This is a genomic window from Bacillota bacterium (assembly GCA_012842395.1).
In the GTDB taxonomy this organism is placed as follows: Bacteria; Bacillota; SHA-98; order UBA4971; family UBA4971; genus UBA6256.
In genome coordinates, this window is sequence record DUSX01000017.1 from 1 (window position 1) to 16,085 (window position 16,085).

The 16,085-nt window shown below is 61.2% G+C and carries 15 protein-coding genes; 2 read left to right on the forward strand and 13 right to left on the reverse strand.

The window, feature by feature from the left end; translation table 11 throughout:
- Positions 1–1,734 precede the first annotated feature (1,734 nt).
- Both GX515_05070 and GX515_05075 read left to right on the forward strand, forming a co-directional pair.
- Positions 1,735–3,273 carry a multicopper oxidase domain-containing protein gene (locus tag GX515_05070; GenBank protein HHY32389.1) on the forward strand — a complete coding sequence of 513 codons (1,539 nt, stop codon included), beginning with the start codon at positions 1,735–1,737 and terminating at the stop codon, positions 3,271–3,273.
- A 576-nt stretch (positions 3,274–3,849) separates the two neighbouring features.
- Positions 3,850–4,170 (forward strand): hypothetical protein, encoded by a 321-nt coding sequence (locus tag GX515_05075; protein ID HHY32390.1) that lies wholly within the window; start codon positions 3,850–3,852, stop codon positions 4,168–4,170.
- 252 nt (positions 4,171–4,422) lie between these two features.
- Here GX515_05075 and mscL read toward each other — a convergent pair whose 3' ends face one another.
- The 13 genes from mscL to GX515_05140 all read right to left on the reverse strand — a co-directional run bounded on the left by mscL (position 4,423) and on the right by GX515_05140 (position 16,046).
- Positions 4,423–4,626: a large conductance mechanosensitive channel protein MscL gene (gene mscL / locus GX515_05080; protein HHY32391.1), complete on the reverse strand. Its 204-nt coding sequence runs from the start codon at positions 4,624–4,626 to the stop codon at positions 4,423–4,425.
- A gap of 31 nt (positions 4,627–4,657) precedes the next feature.
- The gene (locus GX515_05085; protein ID HHY32392.1) at positions 4,658–5,866 is read right to left on the reverse strand and encodes an MFS transporter; all 1,209 of its coding nucleotides are present in this window, start codon (positions 5,864–5,866) and stop codon (positions 4,658–4,660) included.
- A gap of 254 nt (positions 5,867–6,120) precedes the next feature.
- Positions 6,121–6,480, reverse strand: coding sequence for a hypothetical protein (locus tag GX515_05090; protein HHY32393.1), 360 nt, complete (start codon positions 6,478–6,480; stop codon positions 6,121–6,123).
- A 141-nt stretch (positions 6,481–6,621) separates the two neighbouring features.
- A complete protein-coding gene (locus tag GX515_05095; GenBank protein HHY32394.1) occupies positions 6,622–7,527 on the reverse strand; it encodes a formate/nitrite transporter family protein in 906 nt (301 codons plus the stop codon).
- Between the two features lie 402 nt (positions 7,528–7,929).
- Positions 7,930–8,505, reverse strand: coding sequence for a hypothetical protein (locus GX515_05100; protein HHY32395.1), 576 nt, complete (start codon positions 8,503–8,505; stop codon positions 7,930–7,932).
- A 15-nt stretch (positions 8,506–8,520) separates the two neighbouring features.
- Positions 8,521–9,762 carry a serpin family protein gene (locus GX515_05105; protein HHY32396.1) on the reverse strand — a complete coding sequence of 414 codons (1,242 nt, stop codon included), beginning with the start codon at positions 9,760–9,762 and terminating at the stop codon, positions 8,521–8,523.
- Between the two features lie 407 nt (positions 9,763–10,169).
- Positions 10,170–10,703 (reverse strand): nitroreductase family protein, encoded by a 534-nt coding sequence (locus GX515_05110; protein HHY32397.1) that lies wholly within the window; start codon positions 10,701–10,703, stop codon positions 10,170–10,172.
- Positions 10,704–10,752: 49 nt separating this feature from the next.
- Positions 10,753–11,625, reverse strand: coding sequence for a hypothetical protein (locus GX515_05115; GenBank protein HHY32398.1), 873 nt, complete (start codon positions 11,623–11,625; stop codon positions 10,753–10,755).
- Between the two features lie 166 nt (positions 11,626–11,791).
- Entirely contained in the window at positions 11,792–12,238 is a 447-nt protein-coding gene (locus GX515_05120; protein ID HHY32399.1) for an Hsp20/alpha crystallin family protein, read from the reverse strand.
- Positions 12,239–12,416: 178 nt separating this feature from the next.
- A complete protein-coding gene (locus tag GX515_05125) occupies positions 12,417–13,283 on the reverse strand; it encodes a hydrogenase (protein ID HHY32400.1) in 867 nt (288 codons plus the stop codon).
- Positions 13,284–13,371: 88 nt separating this feature from the next.
- Positions 13,372–14,496, reverse strand: a complete 1,125-nt coding sequence (locus tag GX515_05130; protein ID HHY32401.1) for a 4Fe-4S ferredoxin — start codon at positions 14,494–14,496, stop codon at positions 13,372–13,374.
- 98 nt (positions 14,497–14,594) lie between these two features.
- Positions 14,595–15,590, reverse strand: coding sequence for a 4Fe-4S ferredoxin (locus GX515_05135; GenBank protein HHY32402.1), 996 nt, complete (start codon positions 15,588–15,590; stop codon positions 14,595–14,597).
- Positions 15,591–16,046 carry a hydrogenase iron-sulfur subunit gene (locus GX515_05140; protein HHY32403.1) on the reverse strand — a complete coding sequence of 152 codons (456 nt, stop codon included), beginning with the start codon at positions 16,044–16,046 and terminating at the stop codon, positions 15,591–15,593.
- Positions 16,047–16,085 lie beyond the last annotated feature (39 nt).

A 16,085-nucleotide genomic window follows, 5' to 3' on the forward strand; every position in this document is an offset into this window, starting at 1 on the left:
TAATATTCGTCCCAGTTAGACATATTCCTGCCTGGCTACATATCCCTCCTGTGGTTGCAGGGTCCGAATGACCTGCTCCCGGCACCGCGGGAGAACACCGGACTGAGTGTGAGAAGGTGACACATGCACCGTTGCAGGCCACCAGCTTGGGGTAGACGGTAGCGGAAAATGGAGCGGGCGGGGCCGGCTGTCACCACTTCCTTTTTCCGCCGTAGCAGTACGGCAAGCGTGTTTGCCACCGGTCTATTTGTCTGCGTCTATGGGGGGTGGGGCTCCGAAAGATCGCAAGAAAACAGGTTGACTATAGTATGACCCCCAGGAAAAACCTCCTGTTTAGGGGGACATTAAGGGTCAGCGCGGATGTACAAAGGAGGCCGCGAGTGGTCAGGCCATTCTTCTATGACAGGAGCACCCCAGGTGGTAAGTCCGAGATTTGTGGCGGACAGTTGAGAAGTCTGCAGCCTCCTTGCTATAATGCGAATGTATACGAACACATGTGCAACATTGTCCGACATAAGCCGCCCGGTGATTGATCCCATTAAACTCGATGGTCGTTGATGAAGTCAGATAATCTCCCGGAACGCTCTCAAGGCGGTATCCATCATGAGGGCTGAAAGGGGCGCTAGGTCACGCCGTTCATGCCCCGTTCAGCATCGGGATTGTACTTGGACGAGGGCCGCAGTTGGCAACTGCACCTCTCAGCCGAAGTCTAATCTGGGGCGAGGTTCGGGTAGAGGTCCGGTAGTCTGCTAATCATTTGCTAATGAACTACCTGAAACCAGGGATCATCAGTCGGACGGATTAGCATGAGGTGTCGCCTGAAGCGCAGCTAGGATATCATTTGACGGACGGGCGATCACGAGGCAGAACTGGGCAACAGGTGCCCCCCTGGAATCCCCCCTTCGGCACCAAGCTTTTGTACGGAATTCGTCAAACAGGCATTCTAGCGCTGAGCAGGGCTTTTGTGGTCCTGCTCAGTGTCCTTTATGTCGCCGTCGGAACCCTCGAAATCGGAAATTGGACGGAGAATGGACGATGACGTGTAGCTAGCCGAAAAGGAAAACCCCGGCGTGAGCCGGGATGGCATAAAGTATGTGGAAAAACCTACTCCTCCACCTGAAACAGGTCCTCCACGTTGCAGTTCAAGGCCTTCGCCAACTTCAATGCCACGCTCACCCTCGGATCCCGCCACTGCCCGAGCTCTACGTGAGGATGCGTTAGTCCTTGCCCCATTTCCAGTAGTTGCCGGGTTGCCGGTGTTGCACTCGGGGACGGCGCCCCAAGCGGGGCGCCTTGACAGAATCCGGCCCATTAGGCCAGTGGCCGGATTCTGACACCCCTCGTGCATTCACCGGCAACCCCTCCCAAAAGTCGGGAGCATTTCTGCACCCCCACTTAGCATCGATATCGCCCAGTGGGAATAACCGAGCATCCGGCCGAGCCCGGTCTGAGACAGCCCCAACGCACGACGCCGCTCGCAGATCCGGTTGCCGCTCTTCCGCAGAGACAGACTCCAAGCACCACTAGGGAGCTTACGACGCGGCATGGTGACTGCGTGACGGCGAACGTCTCGCCCAACAGAACCGGGCACGCTGTCCCCATTCTGACCGCTGCACAAGATTCGTCATCACCTGCACCTCTTTAAAGCTGGCGCCATACAGTACGAGTGTCACGGACAAGAAAGGCTCTTGAGGCCTCTCCGTCCTGACGACTAGACTCTGAGAGGTGAAAGCCATGTCCCAAAGGCTATTCTACAACTTGTTTGCCACTGACGGTTTCATTGACCTGCCCATAGACCCCACGGGAACGGAGCCTCGTCGTAGAGTCTATATCTTCGGTTTCGTCGGGGGGTTGTTCAAGACTCAACCGATATCCTTCGGTGTGCCCACAGGTCCAGCTACGGTGGTGAACCCCCAGTTTGACATCACCGTGCCGGCGAACCTCGACGCACTCAGGGGCAAGGCGGTGATTCCGTCACCGAGAATCGACATGGAAATCGGCGACGAACTCTACATCACCCTTGTGAACCTCGGCCTTTATCTGACCAGTCCTCCCATCCTCGACGTCCACACGATTCACGTACACGGCGGCCACGTGGCAAACCAAGTCGACGGCGTTCCTGAGACATCCTTTGGCCTTCCGGTAACCCCACCGGGTACGCCGGGGATTCCCGTGACTTACTACTTTAAGCCCGAGAAGCCGGGAACGTACTTCTATCACTGCCACCAAGAGGCTTCGGAACACGTCCAGATGGGCATGTACGGGGCCCTCATCGTCTACCCGTCCGCCCTCAGCTTAGCACAAGCGGGGATTGTGAAAAGCCAGACCTCTGGGCGCTGGTTCTTCAAGGGCAGGCCGCAGCCGCAGATTCCTCCCACCGCCACGAACAGAAATTTCGCCTACAACGACATCAACTCGTTCTTCAACAGCGACTGGGTGTTGCTCTTCTCGGACATCGACACGCGCTGGCACGATGCGGTGTTTGCTCAGACCGACTTCAACCCGGTTGACTACAGGCCGGATTACTGGCTCGTCAACGGCCGCGCCTTTCCGGACACTCTGCTACCTACCGCCCTACCCCCGGTGCTCGTGCCCAACTTCGGCTACAGCATACCCGACGGGTACGACTGCTTCGTGAAGGTGTCAACAGGGGATCCGAAAAGGCGCATACCACCGGACAAGTTCCTGCTCCGAATGATAAACATCGGCTATCAGCCGGTGCCGTTCCACGTCCACGGCTGGCACGGCATGATAGTCGGCAAGGACGCCAACCCGCGCACAGCAGGGGAGATGAACTTCACCACCCTGGTTGGCTCGGGCGAAAGCTACGACGTTCTGTATGTCGCCGATGACAAGAGGCCAATCTACGCGGACTACATCTTCTGCGGAAAGGCAGGCTTCCCGTCGCTGAAGAATCAGATTGCCACGGCCACTGCCCAATCAATGGCAGTCGGCACATTCATCCCACCCTTCCCCGGCGCGACGGATCTGTGGGCAAACATCATCCTGAAGACCAGTCTGGGCCAAGGGACATTCATTCCTCCGTACAACTGGGTGCCCTGGAACTATGGCACCCCCACCGCCGATAACTTCATGTTCCCGCAGTTCTATCTGGCTCACAATCACGACGACTACAAGGTCACCAATAACGGTGTGTACCCTGGCGGGCAGCTGATTCTAATCGAGACTGACTTCCCAGGCTCTGACTACAAGGCAACTCCCCCAGTGATAACCGAGCCTCCGCATGTGTGCCCTCCGACACCGATTCCGTAACAAACTGACGGGCGCGAGGGGCGGCCAGCAAACGCCCCTCGCAAAGGCAAGTCTGGAGGATAGCAATCCTGGTGGCTCTCTGCTCTCCCAGATAGTACAGCAAAAGCCCGGCCCCCCGAAGGGGCCGGGCTATAGAAGGAGCCGGCTCAGACGTCAGGTGCGTAGAGGCTGGTTACTCGCTGAAGATGGGGAAGAAGCAGAAGCAACAACACAGTATCAGAATAACGATGATAACTATGATTATGATCCACCACCATGAGCCTCCGCCCCCACCCGGCTTAGTGATGTCGGCCATAGCACCCACCTCCCTTGAACAGCCCTCGATAGAGGATCGTCCGCCGCGTGTTCCCTGCGGCCGTGATATGATATGCCCATCTGGACGAGGATGATACAAAGAGTCCATGCTGGCACACGCATGTAAACAGCTCGGCCCCCGAAGGGACCGGGCATGAGGAATTCCACCCGTTCATTCTCTCAAAATGGCCACACGGTAACACCATCGGGCTGTCTCGCATAACTTGTATTGGCACGAGACGGGTTCACGCTGAACCTCAAACGCCAAGGAGGTTACAGAACATGGAAGCATCAGGAGAGAAGCAACCCGTGGATGCGGATCCCATGGGCCACCCATTACTTGCGGGGCTCAGGCACTTCGGAGATCTCGAGAACCTGTGCATCGCTGTTGAATTCGAATGTGACGACTGCTGCAAGAAAGCTCTGAATGCAAGGATCCTAAAGATAATATGCGAATTCCTGGTCTTAGTAGGTTTCGGAGACGGATGCATTCTGGTGAAGACGATAAGCGGCGGCGAGCTAGTAGAGAAAGAACTAGTCAAGGCAATTGTCATTCCGCTCGACAGGGTTTGCAGCATAGAGATCGGTGCCGTGCAAGTATAGCCAAAGCGGCTGCGGTTGATCCTGAAAGAGCGGAGATTCCACGTCCCTCCGACCTAGCCCGGCCCCCAGGAGGCCGGGCCTCACTGTCGTCATCACTGCCTGACACAACTACGGTCTGAATTCGACACTCATGGCGAGCGCCGGTTCCAGCGTTAACCCTTGGGGCGTCATCACAACTCGAGCACTCACACCTGCTGCAAACGAAATGAACTGCCCGTAACTCAACATGACAGCCCATGCGTCCTTGGCCGCTTACAGCGTTTCGTATCGCCTTCCGTCAAAGCTGATGAACAGATTAGTGAAGTCGATCCCGCCGGTGACGAGGCTGACCATCGGCGTTAGAATGTCGCTGACAAGTGATGTCACTATCTTCCCAAATGCCGTCCCTATGACGACACCGGTGGCCGGATCTACGACGTTGCCCTTCATGGCGAAGTCCCTGAACTCTTTGATTATCGACATGTCATACCCACCTCTCTTGACCCGTCTAGTTTTCGCTAGCCGGCACCTGCGCAGCTCCGCCTCTGGCCCGGCGCTCACGCGCCAAGTGCTCGTTGACCGCGGATAGCACCAACATCACCCCGCATCCGAGGGGGATGAGAGCCATCCCCCGGCCCAGCGAGTACGCATCGGAGACGAGACCGATGAGCCCCGGGAGAATCGCCCCTCCCACCGCTCCCGCGGCCACGAGCATGCCGGTGACGCTTCCTGTTGAACTTGGGAAAAGCGACGTCCCTTGGGCGACGACCGTGGGGAATATGCCCGAGAAGAAGAACCCCAGCGAAACAAAGGATACGACCGCCGCACGAGCACCCATCCCTGTTGTCGCGAACAGCCCGAGCGCACTCGTGAGAATCGCCCCAACGCAGCAGCACAGGACGAACAACTCATGGCCGAGCCGTTCGGAAGCGTACGCTGACAAGAGCCTACCGAGGGTCAGCGACGCCCAGAACAAGGAGACTGCGGACGTGCCCACTTCCGGGGTCGTCCTCAAGGTTTCGGTCAGAAACGAGAACATCCACGCGCTCACTCCGCTTTCGAGCCCCACGTATACACATATCAGCGCCCCAAGAAGCACCAGCCGCTTGTCAACGAGCAAAGACGCGAAACGCTCGGGACTCGCCTTCCCCTCTCGCAAGGGCGGCCTGACGCGGCAGGCGCCGAACGCGAGGAGAAACACGAACGAGCACGCGGCCATCGCGAGGTAGGCGTATCTCCAACTCAGTGAACTCGCGACGATCCACCCCGCGCCAAGAGGCCCGAGGAACGCGCCGACACCGAAGAACGTGTGGAGAAGGTTCAGGGCGAAGGCTCTTCTTTCCGAATTGAGGTCCCCGACCAGGGGAGCCAGCCCGGCGTCAAAACCCCCGAACCCGATGCCGGCCGTGCAAAAGCCCAGCGTGAGGAGCCACGTATTGTGGAAGCATCCGATGAGGAGCAAACCGCACGTCAGAATGGCCGTTCCAACGAGAAGGAACGTCCGTTTCCCGAAGGTGTCCGCGATCATGCCACCGACCAGCACTGAAAGCACGAAGCCGGCGAACTGCACGCTGAAAAGGCTCCCCGCCTGCGAGAGACTGAGCTGGTAGTCAAGCCTGAGCGATGGCAGCAACGGACCGGACATCGTGTTCGCAATCCCGAAGAGCACAAAACCTGCCGCAAATACAGTTCCCAGTCCAGACCTCGTCGTCGCCAAACCTTCTCACACTCCTGCGACACCGACCTCATGATGAGGTATTCCACACAGAGCGACAGTAACCCTGCGTACCGGCGGGACTCACTCCTCAACTTCAGCCTTCAGCCGACCGGACAGCGGACCTTCTTACCGCACGGCCATACGACGCCCGTGACTACGACGAGCTGCGGCAGGACGCCGGCTTCCTTGAGCGCAGGGAAAGACGGCTGTGGGTCCGTGAGGATGGGTCCCGGAGGTGAGCTCGCCAGCTTGGCTCACACCTTCTTCGGCGCCTTCCGCCGCTCCAGCGCAGCCCCGACACACCCCAAGAGCGCCGATGCGACAAGCGCGTTCACCAGGCGTCCGTCCCACCGTCTCTGCACGATCACTTCGGGCAGGACGGTCACGCCTTCAACGCCCGCCCCGGCGACAAACCGCAGAGGAGCCGACATGGCGCCGACCACTGCGCCCCGGCCCTGCACAAGCTCCATGGTTTCCTCGTAGGCGCGCATCGCCACCGACAAGTCGCCGTACGAGAGGTGCGTCCCGTCGTTGCGTCCGAAATGGAGCCACGGCGCAATGCCGGCCCAAGAAGGGTCAGCCATGAACCATCGGCTGCCGTCGTAAAGCTCCACCCACGCGTGTGCCCCGGCAGGATGGCCCCAGGTGCGTCTTGACGACAGAAACGGAAGCGGCGGCGCGCTGGAAAAGGCCAACCCGCCCACCATGCGGGAGGGAAATACGTGGGAATCAACACCTGCCCTACGCGCCGCCTTTCAGACAGCCCTGGAAACTTTCGCAACGTCTCCCTTTTCGCCTTTCAGGTATACATACCAGTAGGCCATACCTACGAACAAGCCGGCACCCACGATGTTGCCCAGCGTCACCGGGATGAGGTTGTTCGAGAAGAATGTCTTCCATGTAGCCCTCAGGACAGGAACCTGCGCAGCAAGCGCCTGCGGGGTCCGAGCGAAGGCAACGTATGCCGGGTCGCCACCCGCGAAGATGCCGAGCGGCACGAAGAACATGTTGGCCACGGAGTGCTCGAAACCGATTGCCGCGAAGGCCATGATTGGCCACCAGATGGCAAGCATTTTTCCTATAATGTCTTCGGCGCTGAAAGCCATCCACACGGCGAGCGCCACGAACCAGTTGCACCCCGCGCCTCGCAAGAACGCCTGCGACCAAGGAAGCGCGGTTTTGGCGTTAGCGATCCCAACAGCGAAAGTCGCCCAGGGCATCTGAGTCACTACGCCGCCGACCTTCACGGGTTCCATGATTATCCCAGAAAGGTACGCCAGGACGAAGGCGACGAAGACGGCACCGGTGAAATTGGAGAGATAGACGAGAGCCCAGTTCCTCATGACCCCGTCGATCCCGATCTTCCGGTCGAGAAAGGCTAAGGACTGAGTCATGAAGTTGCCGGTGACAAGTTCAGCTCCGGCTATGATGACCATCATCAGGCCGACCGGGAACACGCCTCCGAAAACAAGCCTCTGCAAGCTCCCCAAGAGCTCCTTGGGCAGCGCCCCGCTCGCGCGCACAGCTAGAAGGCCTCCCAGGGCAACGTAGGCACCGGCGAGGAAACCGAGAAGCACCATTTTGCCCGGCGGCAGGCTGGCCTTTGTGACCCCCAGTTGCGCCATGCCCACAGCCACTTCACTCGGAGACTTGGAAGCCATGAGACACTCACTCCCCCTGTTCGGGAACAACTACATGAGAGCAGGCAGCATCGGCCTCTGACACGCGGCGATTGACGAGGCCATATCAGCGGTCCGGAAGCCCGATTGCCGTCCGCGAGGACGCTTTACGTTCCAGAGAATTGGAGCACGCCCCACAGTTGAGCCCACAGAACCCCATCATCGCCATCGTCAGTAGACCTCCTCATCTCCACTACGGCCTGGCCGCAGATGGTTTCGACGCGTCCACAATCCAGCCCGTCAGGCCGACGGCCGGATTCTGACACCCTCGTGGAGTCAGGGGAACTCCTCCCATGAGCCGGAAGCGTTTCTACCGTACCCTCACTTGTGCACGCCAGTTAGCCGCATGCCGCCGGGAGCCCTCGACCACTTCCGTGCCAGCGGCTACCACGCGCCCGCCGCCTCCGCCGCCGAACGTATTGGTCGTCTTGAGCGGGTAGAAGAGCTCTCTGCTCTTGAACCTGTACGCGATGGGCTCCACGACTGGATCTCATTGACCTTCACGACGGTGATGTCGTGGGCACCGAGCCGAGCGTTCATGCGGATCTCGACCGGCTCAGCGGACCGGTCGCCGCCCTTTGACGTCGAGACGAAAACCAGCTTGTGTTTCCTCATCAACTCTGCGACGGCTGCAAACGGGTCTCCTTCGGGGAGACTAACCTGAGGCTCCGATGGAAACGGTATGAACCTGAGGATCGTTGTCTCTCTGTCGGCCTCGAGGTCCGTTCCCAGGATCAGAACCTCTTCCTCGAGGTTGTGGAGAATGATGGCTTTCTGGGCCGTCTCCTCAACTCTCGCTTCTGTTGTGCGTATCCTTCCCATGTCAGCGCTGGACACCTGCGAAAAAGACAGGGCCACCAGAACGGCCAAGGCGACGACGCCCGGCGCCATCGCCTTCGTGACGGAAAGGTTCCCGACACGCACCACCGCACGCCCGCCCGAATGAATCGTGCCGCTCATGCCGCCACTCTCCCATCAAGACGACGACTTCGCCGGGTCGGACAGCCGACCCATGAAGAGGATGCTCCCGGAACGGAGATCGCGGATGGCGAAGACAAACGGGTGATCCGCGAGGAAGAGACGCGGTCTGTCCACAATCATCGATTTCGCGTTCATTACGACGGCTGTCGCGGCCGCTGCTTCAGTCCCTTCTTCGTTGACCTCGACGAACGCTTTGTGAATCACCATGCTTATGTACAAGTCGGGACCGGGAGTCATTCCGGAGAAGTCGGCCTTCATCTCGTCGAACGCGTCTCTCATCCCCAACCGCTGCAGCTCTTCGTTCAACACGAATCTCTCTTCCAGCCTGAACCTGGGCAGGAACACCTCCACTTCCTCGGTGGAAAGCTCAGAAAGCCAAGACTGGACAAGATCGGGGCGGAGCATGCCCTCAAGCTTTGCCAGCTCGTAACCGGGCTTCGGAAGGAGAATGACCATCGACAGGTCGCCGCCGGCATACGGCAGCTCCAAAACCTGAGCTTGGTCGTTCTCAGCGTAGTTGAACTTGGCAGCCTGATGCATCATGGGAACGTCCCTTGTCTCTTCGGCTGAGACATGGAACGGCATGGTCTTCGTCGCCTCTAGCTTGAACTGGATCTGCCACTTGCCCTTGAAGTATATGGCATTGGTCAGAACAAGCCGAGTGAGCTCGGTGAGGTCGTCAGGCTGGAGGATGTCCTTTATTCTCCCGTTGGTCTTTCCCTCCACCCATTTGTTGATCGTCTGTCTCGCCTGTTCGCGCGCTCCAACGTAATCGACCTCCTTGAAGCCTGCCCCATAGTACTTGTTGGTGGTCTCGACGAAGTCAGGTAGGAACTCGTAATCAACCTGCCCCCACAACGCGTTGGCCACGGAAAGCTGGTAGTCCTTTCCCGGAGCGTTGAACATGCCCGTAAGCTCGGAGAACGCGGGATGGAGCTTCTCCTGTGCCAGGCTGAAATGCATGACCTCAGCCATCTGCCTGGCGGTCTCCTCCCGAGCCCCCGCGTAGGTCATAGCCAGCGCGGAGGAGATGCTGAACGGGGAGAAGAAAAGGTTGCCCTCGTTCTCCGCGAGCTGTCTGTATAGATCAAGGGCGAAAGCGTTGTTTCCCGCAACAAGGGAGCCGACACCCGCCTCGTCGACGCTGGAGCATGTGATTCCCGAACCGGAGCATCCCGCGCTCAGGACGCACGCCAGCAGAAGCACCGCTCCCGCGACCGCATACCGGTTCTTCATGATTCCTGCGACCTCCCTTTCGGTCTTTCCTTCAAGGCTCCCGACACGGGTCGACACACGGACTCGGCACCCCAGCGCCTGTCGTCCTCCAGGAAGAGACCTGCCCTGACGACACGACGGCGCACGTCGCGCACGTTCAGCGTTGTTGGATTGTTTCGACACCGCGTAACGAAATCCCTCCCCCCGCTAACGATGCAACGAAGGTCCACCTGCCACAGCTCGGCATGCCCCTGCAGCCGGCATTGCCCACCTTTCCACCTCGAGGAATAGCCTGTGCGACGGTCTCGCGTACGTACATAGAGAAAGGCGGGGACTCCACGCCCCCGCCCTTAGCCGCGCGAGCGCCTCCACTACAGACTGCCGCATCGAGGCATCGGGAACCTGCGTATTTCCACACGCGGGGTTCCTCATTCGACCACCGTTACTACTTCCTCCCATGGCCTCTGGGGCCGTGGACGCTTGCCAGCAGGGTCACGCTTCGGATAACCTATGGGAATCATCGCGACGGGCCGCACATCCTCGGGCAAGTTGAGAGCGCGCCTCGCCTCGCCTTCGTCGAATGCCCCGACCCAACAAGCGCCGAGGCCGTATGCCACCACTGTGAGGAGGATGTTCTCGATCGCCGCGGCCGTGTCCTGGATGCAGTAGAGATCGGACCCACGCTTTCCGTATTTGGCCGCGCTCCGCTTGGGCTCGGCCGCCACGACCACCACGACGGGAGCTTCCTCGACGAAGCCCTGTCCGAAGGCGGCGCGCGCGAGGGCGGCTTTGACCTCCGGGCGCTTCACGACCCAAAACCGCCACGGCTGCACGTTCCCCGCTGTGGGCGCCATCAGGGCGCAGCCGACAATCCGGCTTATGGTTGTGTCGGGCACCGGGTCCGGCTTGAACTCCCTCACGCTCCTGCGCTGTTCGATCGCGTCGATGAGGTCCTTGGTCACTCCGCATCACCCTCCATCAGTCAATTCCGCGCTAACGATACCCCCGTGCTCAGGACGCGCGGCCGGAGCATACGCCACAGGCGGGCGGGACGTCCGGAGCGCCCGGACCACGCACCTCACAGTGACGACGCTGGGACACTTCGTGCTCGATCCACAAGTAAGAGAGCAGCCGGTGGGCGGCGGATGTCCGCGTTTCGCTTGCGCCTCGGGACAGGCGGCGGGTCTCCATCTCGTCCCGAACGTTCTTCCACAGGCTGCGGAGGACGGGATCCTCGATACTCATGGGGATATGCGGCCTGACCACCAGCCGCAAGCAGCGTGCGGAGACACGACCGACGAGCTCTCTGACCTGGGGCAGGGCGTCCCCGGGGACGAACGCCGGGCTCGTGGCCACCGTTACCAGGGCGGCCCGGCTATTTGGCATGACGAAACGGTCGTGGGGCACTATCTCCACCTGAACCTCGTGTCCCACGCGGCACCGGCAGCGACCCGTCTCGTGATACGACAGCGCCGCCCGTCGCTTTCTCAGCCACACGCCGGGGGTGTCCCATCGTTCCCATTCGCCGCTGTCATACAGCCATCGGGGAACGACCCACACGACTTTCGAGAACAAGCCGTCTTCCACTGCCTTCCGCAAGAAATTGCCGCAGTGGACAAGCCACGGAAAAGTGTCGTAGAAGTCAGAATGGGCGTCCACATGGACCAGGGTGGCCGAGTGAGCACCCCATTCCTTCCAGACGAAGTACGCTTCCTTGTGGTCGGTGAAGACTGCGACCGGACTTGCGCTCCAGTCGAGCCCCGCCTCCTCGAGCCGCTCCACGAACTCGGCCGGCGCTATCCAGCAATCCTGCCGAATCCGTGGATTCCCGCCCGTCCTCGGCTGGAACATGAAATCCGCGTCGATGTCCAGGTATACACCCATATCCCGCACCGCTTCCTGGTGTTCCGGGGTCTCGGGCGCAGCCCCCGCGACTTGAGAACGTGGGGAGGCTGCCTCCTTCCAGCGGTTGGCCTCTTTATTCCAGAGTGTACACAGACGCGCGCGGAATTCAAGCCCCCGTCCGCCCGCCCTCTTGCGGAAGTCGGGGTCAGTGTACGTCGAGCCTGTAGACCTTCCCTTTGGCTTCCTCAGCCTTGGGGATGACCACCTCCAGGACGCCGTTCTTGAAGCTGGCCCGCGCCTGGTCGGGCTTCACCTTCGTCGTTATCGGCAACGTCCGGGCGAACGTGCCGTAAGCCCGCTCGCGGCGGTACACGTTCTTGTCCTCGATCTCCTTCTCGTACTTCGACTCACCCTTTATCGTAAGGGCGCTGTCCGTGAGCGTTACCTCCACGTCCTTCTGGCCCACACCAGGTAGGTCTGCCCGCACCACGACTTCGTTCTCGGTCTCGTACATGTCGACCGACGGCTGCCACGCGCGACCGAACCCAAAACCGCCCATACCGCGTCTGGCGAACGTCTCGTCGAACACCCTGTTCATCGCGTCCCGAATCGTAGCAAGCTCGTCAAAGGGATCCCATCTGACAAGGCTCATCTGCCAGCCTCCTCTTTCCGTTTTCTCCGCCCCGGTTCCACCTAGGGCGGCACGCGTCGCACACATAGTGTTCCACGAGCGTGCGGGCGCTAAACGGTTTCGGAGGCCGCTCCGATGCCTAACAAATTGAACTACGTGCCGCTTTCTCCCTGCACCCGTGCCTGTGCCCGCCCCGTGGTCAGTATTCTTGCGGCATATCCAGAAGCTGTCTATGTGTGAACACCGGGCCGTCGCGGCACACGTACTTGCTGCCTATGTTGCACCTGCCGCACTTCCCTATGCCGCACTTCATGCGCATCTCGAGCGTGGTCACTACCTGCTCGGGCGCGAACCCAAGCTCCGTCAAGACGGAGAGCACGAACTTGATCATCACCGGCGGCCCGCACGTCACGACGACCGCGCCCTCCGGCCGCGGGGCCACCTCCTTCAGAACGGCGGGCACGAACCCCACGCGTCCCGTCCACGCCGGCTCAGGACGGTCGATGGTGACCACTTGGTCGATGTCGGCCCTTTCGCCCCACCGTTCGAGCTCCGGCTTGAAGACCAAGTCCCCCGAGCTCCTCGCGCCGTAGATTATCCTGACCCGACCGAATTCGGCCCTGTGTTCCTCGGAGAGGACGTAGTTGATGAGCGAGCGGAGCGGCGCGAGGCCGATCCCGCCACCTATGAAGACCAGGTTCTTGCCTTGCATGTCCGCGACGGGAAACGTGTTGCCGTAAGGGCCCCTCACCCCGATCACGGAACCCTCAGGCGAGTAGTGGAGCGCCGTGGTCACCTGGCCCATCCTCTTCACGCTGAACTCGAGGTATCCCCGCTGGGTTGGAGACGAAGTGATGGAAATGGGCGCCTCCCCCACGCCGAACACCGAAACCTCGGCGAACTGACCGGGCATGTACCGGAACCTCTCCCACGCGGACGGGTCACGGAACTCCACGCGGAAGGTCTTGACGTCGTTCGCGCCGGTTTCGCGCATGACGTGCGTAATCACGGCAAGGTGCGGCACGTACGGGTTGACGCCCGCATCGTATGTGAGCGCCCCACTCATTCGCTCATCCTCCCAGCCCCTCGCGCGCTCCGACTCGTCGTGCAGCGCGGCAGTCACGACGCGCGGGACGCGGTTTTTCGGCGTGACCTCACAGCGCGGCGAAAGCCTCAAGAACCTTGCGCACGTCCAAGTTGACCGGGCAGTTCTCGACGCAGCGCCCGCACCCCACGCACGCTACAACTCCGTTGTTCTCGACGAAGTAGTTGAACTTATGCATGATCCTCTGCCTGAACCTCTCCTTGCGGGACGGCCGCGGGTTGTGGCCAGACGCGTGGAGCGTGAAGAGGGGGAACATGCACGAGTCCCAGTTGCGCACCCTCTCCCCGCCTGTCCTCGTGGCTTCGTCGCCTATGTCGAAGCAGTGGCACGTGGGGCAGAGATACGTACAGACCGCGCAGCCAAGGCATTTCCGGTACGCGTCATCCCACGCAGGGTGGCCGAACGCGCCTTCGAGCCTCGATACGGCCGCGTCCACCGGAACGGCCCGGCTGGCCATGCGCGCCTCCGCCCTCGCCCGGGCTTCCCCCGAGGCCTCGAATTCCGCCTCTCCGGCCTCCCGCAGCGCCTCGAACCCTCGAATGAGATCCTCGCCCTTCGCTGACAACAGCCTCACTAGATACGCCTCGCCCACCTCAGCGAACACGACGTCCGAACCCGTCTCGTCGAACGGGCCGCCCCCAACAGACGTGCAAAAACAGGCCACACCCGGCTCGGGGCACGCGAACGTGACCACCGCCGTCTCCCTGCGTCGGCTGACGTAGTACGGGTCCCTGTGGTCGGCGGCGTCGAACACAAGGTCGAGGAGGGTCAGGCTCCGCGCGTCGCACGGCCGCGCCCCGAAGGCGACCCTGACCACGTCGGATGGAGAGGATACCAGCCGTTCGTCTCGTGCCCGCGCCCGTCCACGGTCATCCCCGAGTGCCGGTGCCTTCACGCCGGCCGCCGTCTCGATCCCACCATGCGCGTCGAAGGCGAAGAGCGTCTCCTGCTGCGGGAAGAAGAGCTCCTTCAAGGGCCTCGTCGAAAGAAACGGGTCGCCCTCAAGGCTCCGAGCACCGCGGGCGCCGTCAGGACACGCGGCGACAAAACGAGTCACCCCTCCCTCGTCCACCGGAACGAAAACCACGTACGAGGCCGCCAAATGGGTAACGAATCGGCCGAGGTCTCGTTTAGTCATCACAAGAGCTTTCCGGGGCCGCCCCTCTTCCAGCATGCGTAGTTCACCTCGGGGCCGCAAAACTCGCTCCCGCAGCACATTCCGACCGCCCGTACCGCTCGAGCATCCCCGACGCTTTCCTGCCCGAACCCTGCTCAAAGGATGAAATCGCCGGGGTCTTCCCGCTTATACGTCGCAAACACCGGCACGGCCGTAAGGTCCACGCCCGGCTCGTGCCCGAAAAACTCGAGTACATCCTTCTCTATACGTTTCGCGAGGAGCCTGAGATCGATCCCAGCGGGGCACGCCCTTCTGCACGCGCCACAATCCACGCACCGGCCCGCCGTGTGCAGGACGCGGCCGAGGTGGAACACCATCTTGTCGGAAAGGTCGCGCCACCTGCCGACCCACTTCGGGCTCTGGCGGTCCACGAAGCATTCGGGGCAGTAGCATAAAGGGCATGCCTGCCTGCATGCGTAGCACTCTATGCAGCGCTCTATTTCCCGCGCGAAATACGCGAAGCGTTCCTCCGGGCCCCGACTCGCGAACGCATCCACATCGCTGTACGCCTGCTCCTTTGGGCACGCCCGCCGAGCGGCCTCATCATCGCCCGCCAGGAAGTCGTGGACGACGGGCACAGGATGGGTGCACGCGACGCAGGACGCCGACAGAACATCCTCAATTGGAACGGCTTTCTCGAAGCCGTCACCCGCGACCACGACCACGCCGTCCGCGGTCTCCGCGGCGCTGCGGATAGTCTCGTGCCCCTCCCCGAGAGCAGCCGCAAGCTTCCGGCGGTCGACGACGCCTCCGCATGGCACGCCCACGATCTTCACATCGTCGCGACGTACTTGCCGCTCGATGATGAGGTTCACGAGCGCGCGCGCGTCGCAACCCTTGACCACCACGCCCACCCGCCCTTTGGGCTCGGGCAGGTAGACAGCGAGGTTGTTCTCACACATGTGGTTCCATACCAGGCGCGACACGTCGTCCGGGCGCGTCAAGAAGGCAGGGGACGTTCGAAGAGGAAGGGTCCCCTCCTCATATCCGATGAAGACATCGATCTCTCCCGTGGCAAGCAGGTCCGCCGCGATCTCCCGGAGCCGCCCGGCGACCTCCGCAGTCCGGCCCGATGAACCCCGTGTGAGCATTTACCTTTGCCTCTCCTTCACGAGCCTCGTGGGTTTGCCGAGCGCCTTCACGCTCTCCGTCACGCGCCTCACGACGTCGGCGAACTTCTCGCCCTCGGCCGCGGACACCCACGAGAAGTGCACCCGGCCTCTCTCGATGCCGACGAAATGGAGCAGATCCGCGAGGAGCGCAAACTTCCTCCTCGCAAGGTAATTCCCAGCTATGTAGTGGCAGTCTCCAGGGTGGCACCCCGATACGAGCACCCCGTCAGCCCCTTGCTGCAGGCACTTCAGAATGAGGAGCGGATCTACCCGGCCCGAGCAGGGCACGCGGACGATGCGCACGTTGGGCGGGTACTGCATCCGGCTCGTCCCAGCAAGGTCGGCACCCGCGTAGGAGCACCAGTTGCAGAGGAAAGCCACGATCCTTGGCTCCCACGCCTCGCCAGTCTCGTCACGGGCGCGGCCCGGGGCAATAGAACCCTCCTTGGTGGCCCGCGGGTCCTCCGCCCCGTC

Excerpts from the sequence above, each read along its gene's own strand:
- GX515_05075 (HHY32390.1), top strand. The coding sequence starts at position 3,850 with ATGGAAGCATCAGGAGAGAAGCAACCCGTGGATGCGGATCCCATGGGC.
- GX515_05095 (HHY32394.1), bottom strand. The coding sequence starts at position 7,527 with ATGGCTTCCAAGTCTCCGAGTGAAGTGGCTGTGGGCATGGCGCAACTG.
- GX515_05120 (HHY32399.1), bottom strand. The coding sequence starts at position 12,238 with ATGAGCCTTGTCAGATGGGATCCCTTTGACGAGCTTGCTACGATTCGG.
- GX515_05105 (HHY32396.1), bottom strand. The coding sequence starts at position 9,762 with ATGAAGAACCGGTATGCGGTCGCGGGAGCGGTGCTTCTGCTGGCGTGC.
- GX515_05115 (HHY32398.1), bottom strand. The coding sequence starts at position 11,625 with ATGGGTGTATACCTGGACATCGACGCGGATTTCATGTTCCAGCCGAGG.
- GX515_05100 (HHY32395.1), bottom strand. The coding sequence starts at position 8,505 with ATGAGCGGCACGATTCATTCGGGCGGGCGTGCGGTGGTGCGTGTCGGG.
- GX515_05070 (HHY32389.1), top strand. The coding sequence starts at position 1,735 with ATGTCCCAAAGGCTATTCTACAACTTGTTTGCCACTGACGGTTTCATT.
- GX515_05135 (HHY32402.1), bottom strand. The coding sequence starts at position 15,590 with ATGCTCACACGGGGTTCATCGGGCCGGACTGCGGAGGTCGCCGGGCGG.
- GX515_05130 (HHY32401.1), bottom strand. The coding sequence starts at position 14,496 with ATGCTGGAAGAGGGGCGGCCCCGGAAAGCTCTTGTGATGACTAAACGA.
- GX515_05125 (HHY32400.1), bottom strand. The coding sequence starts at position 13,283 with ATGAGTGGGGCGCTCACATACGATGCGGGCGTCAACCCGTACGTGCCG.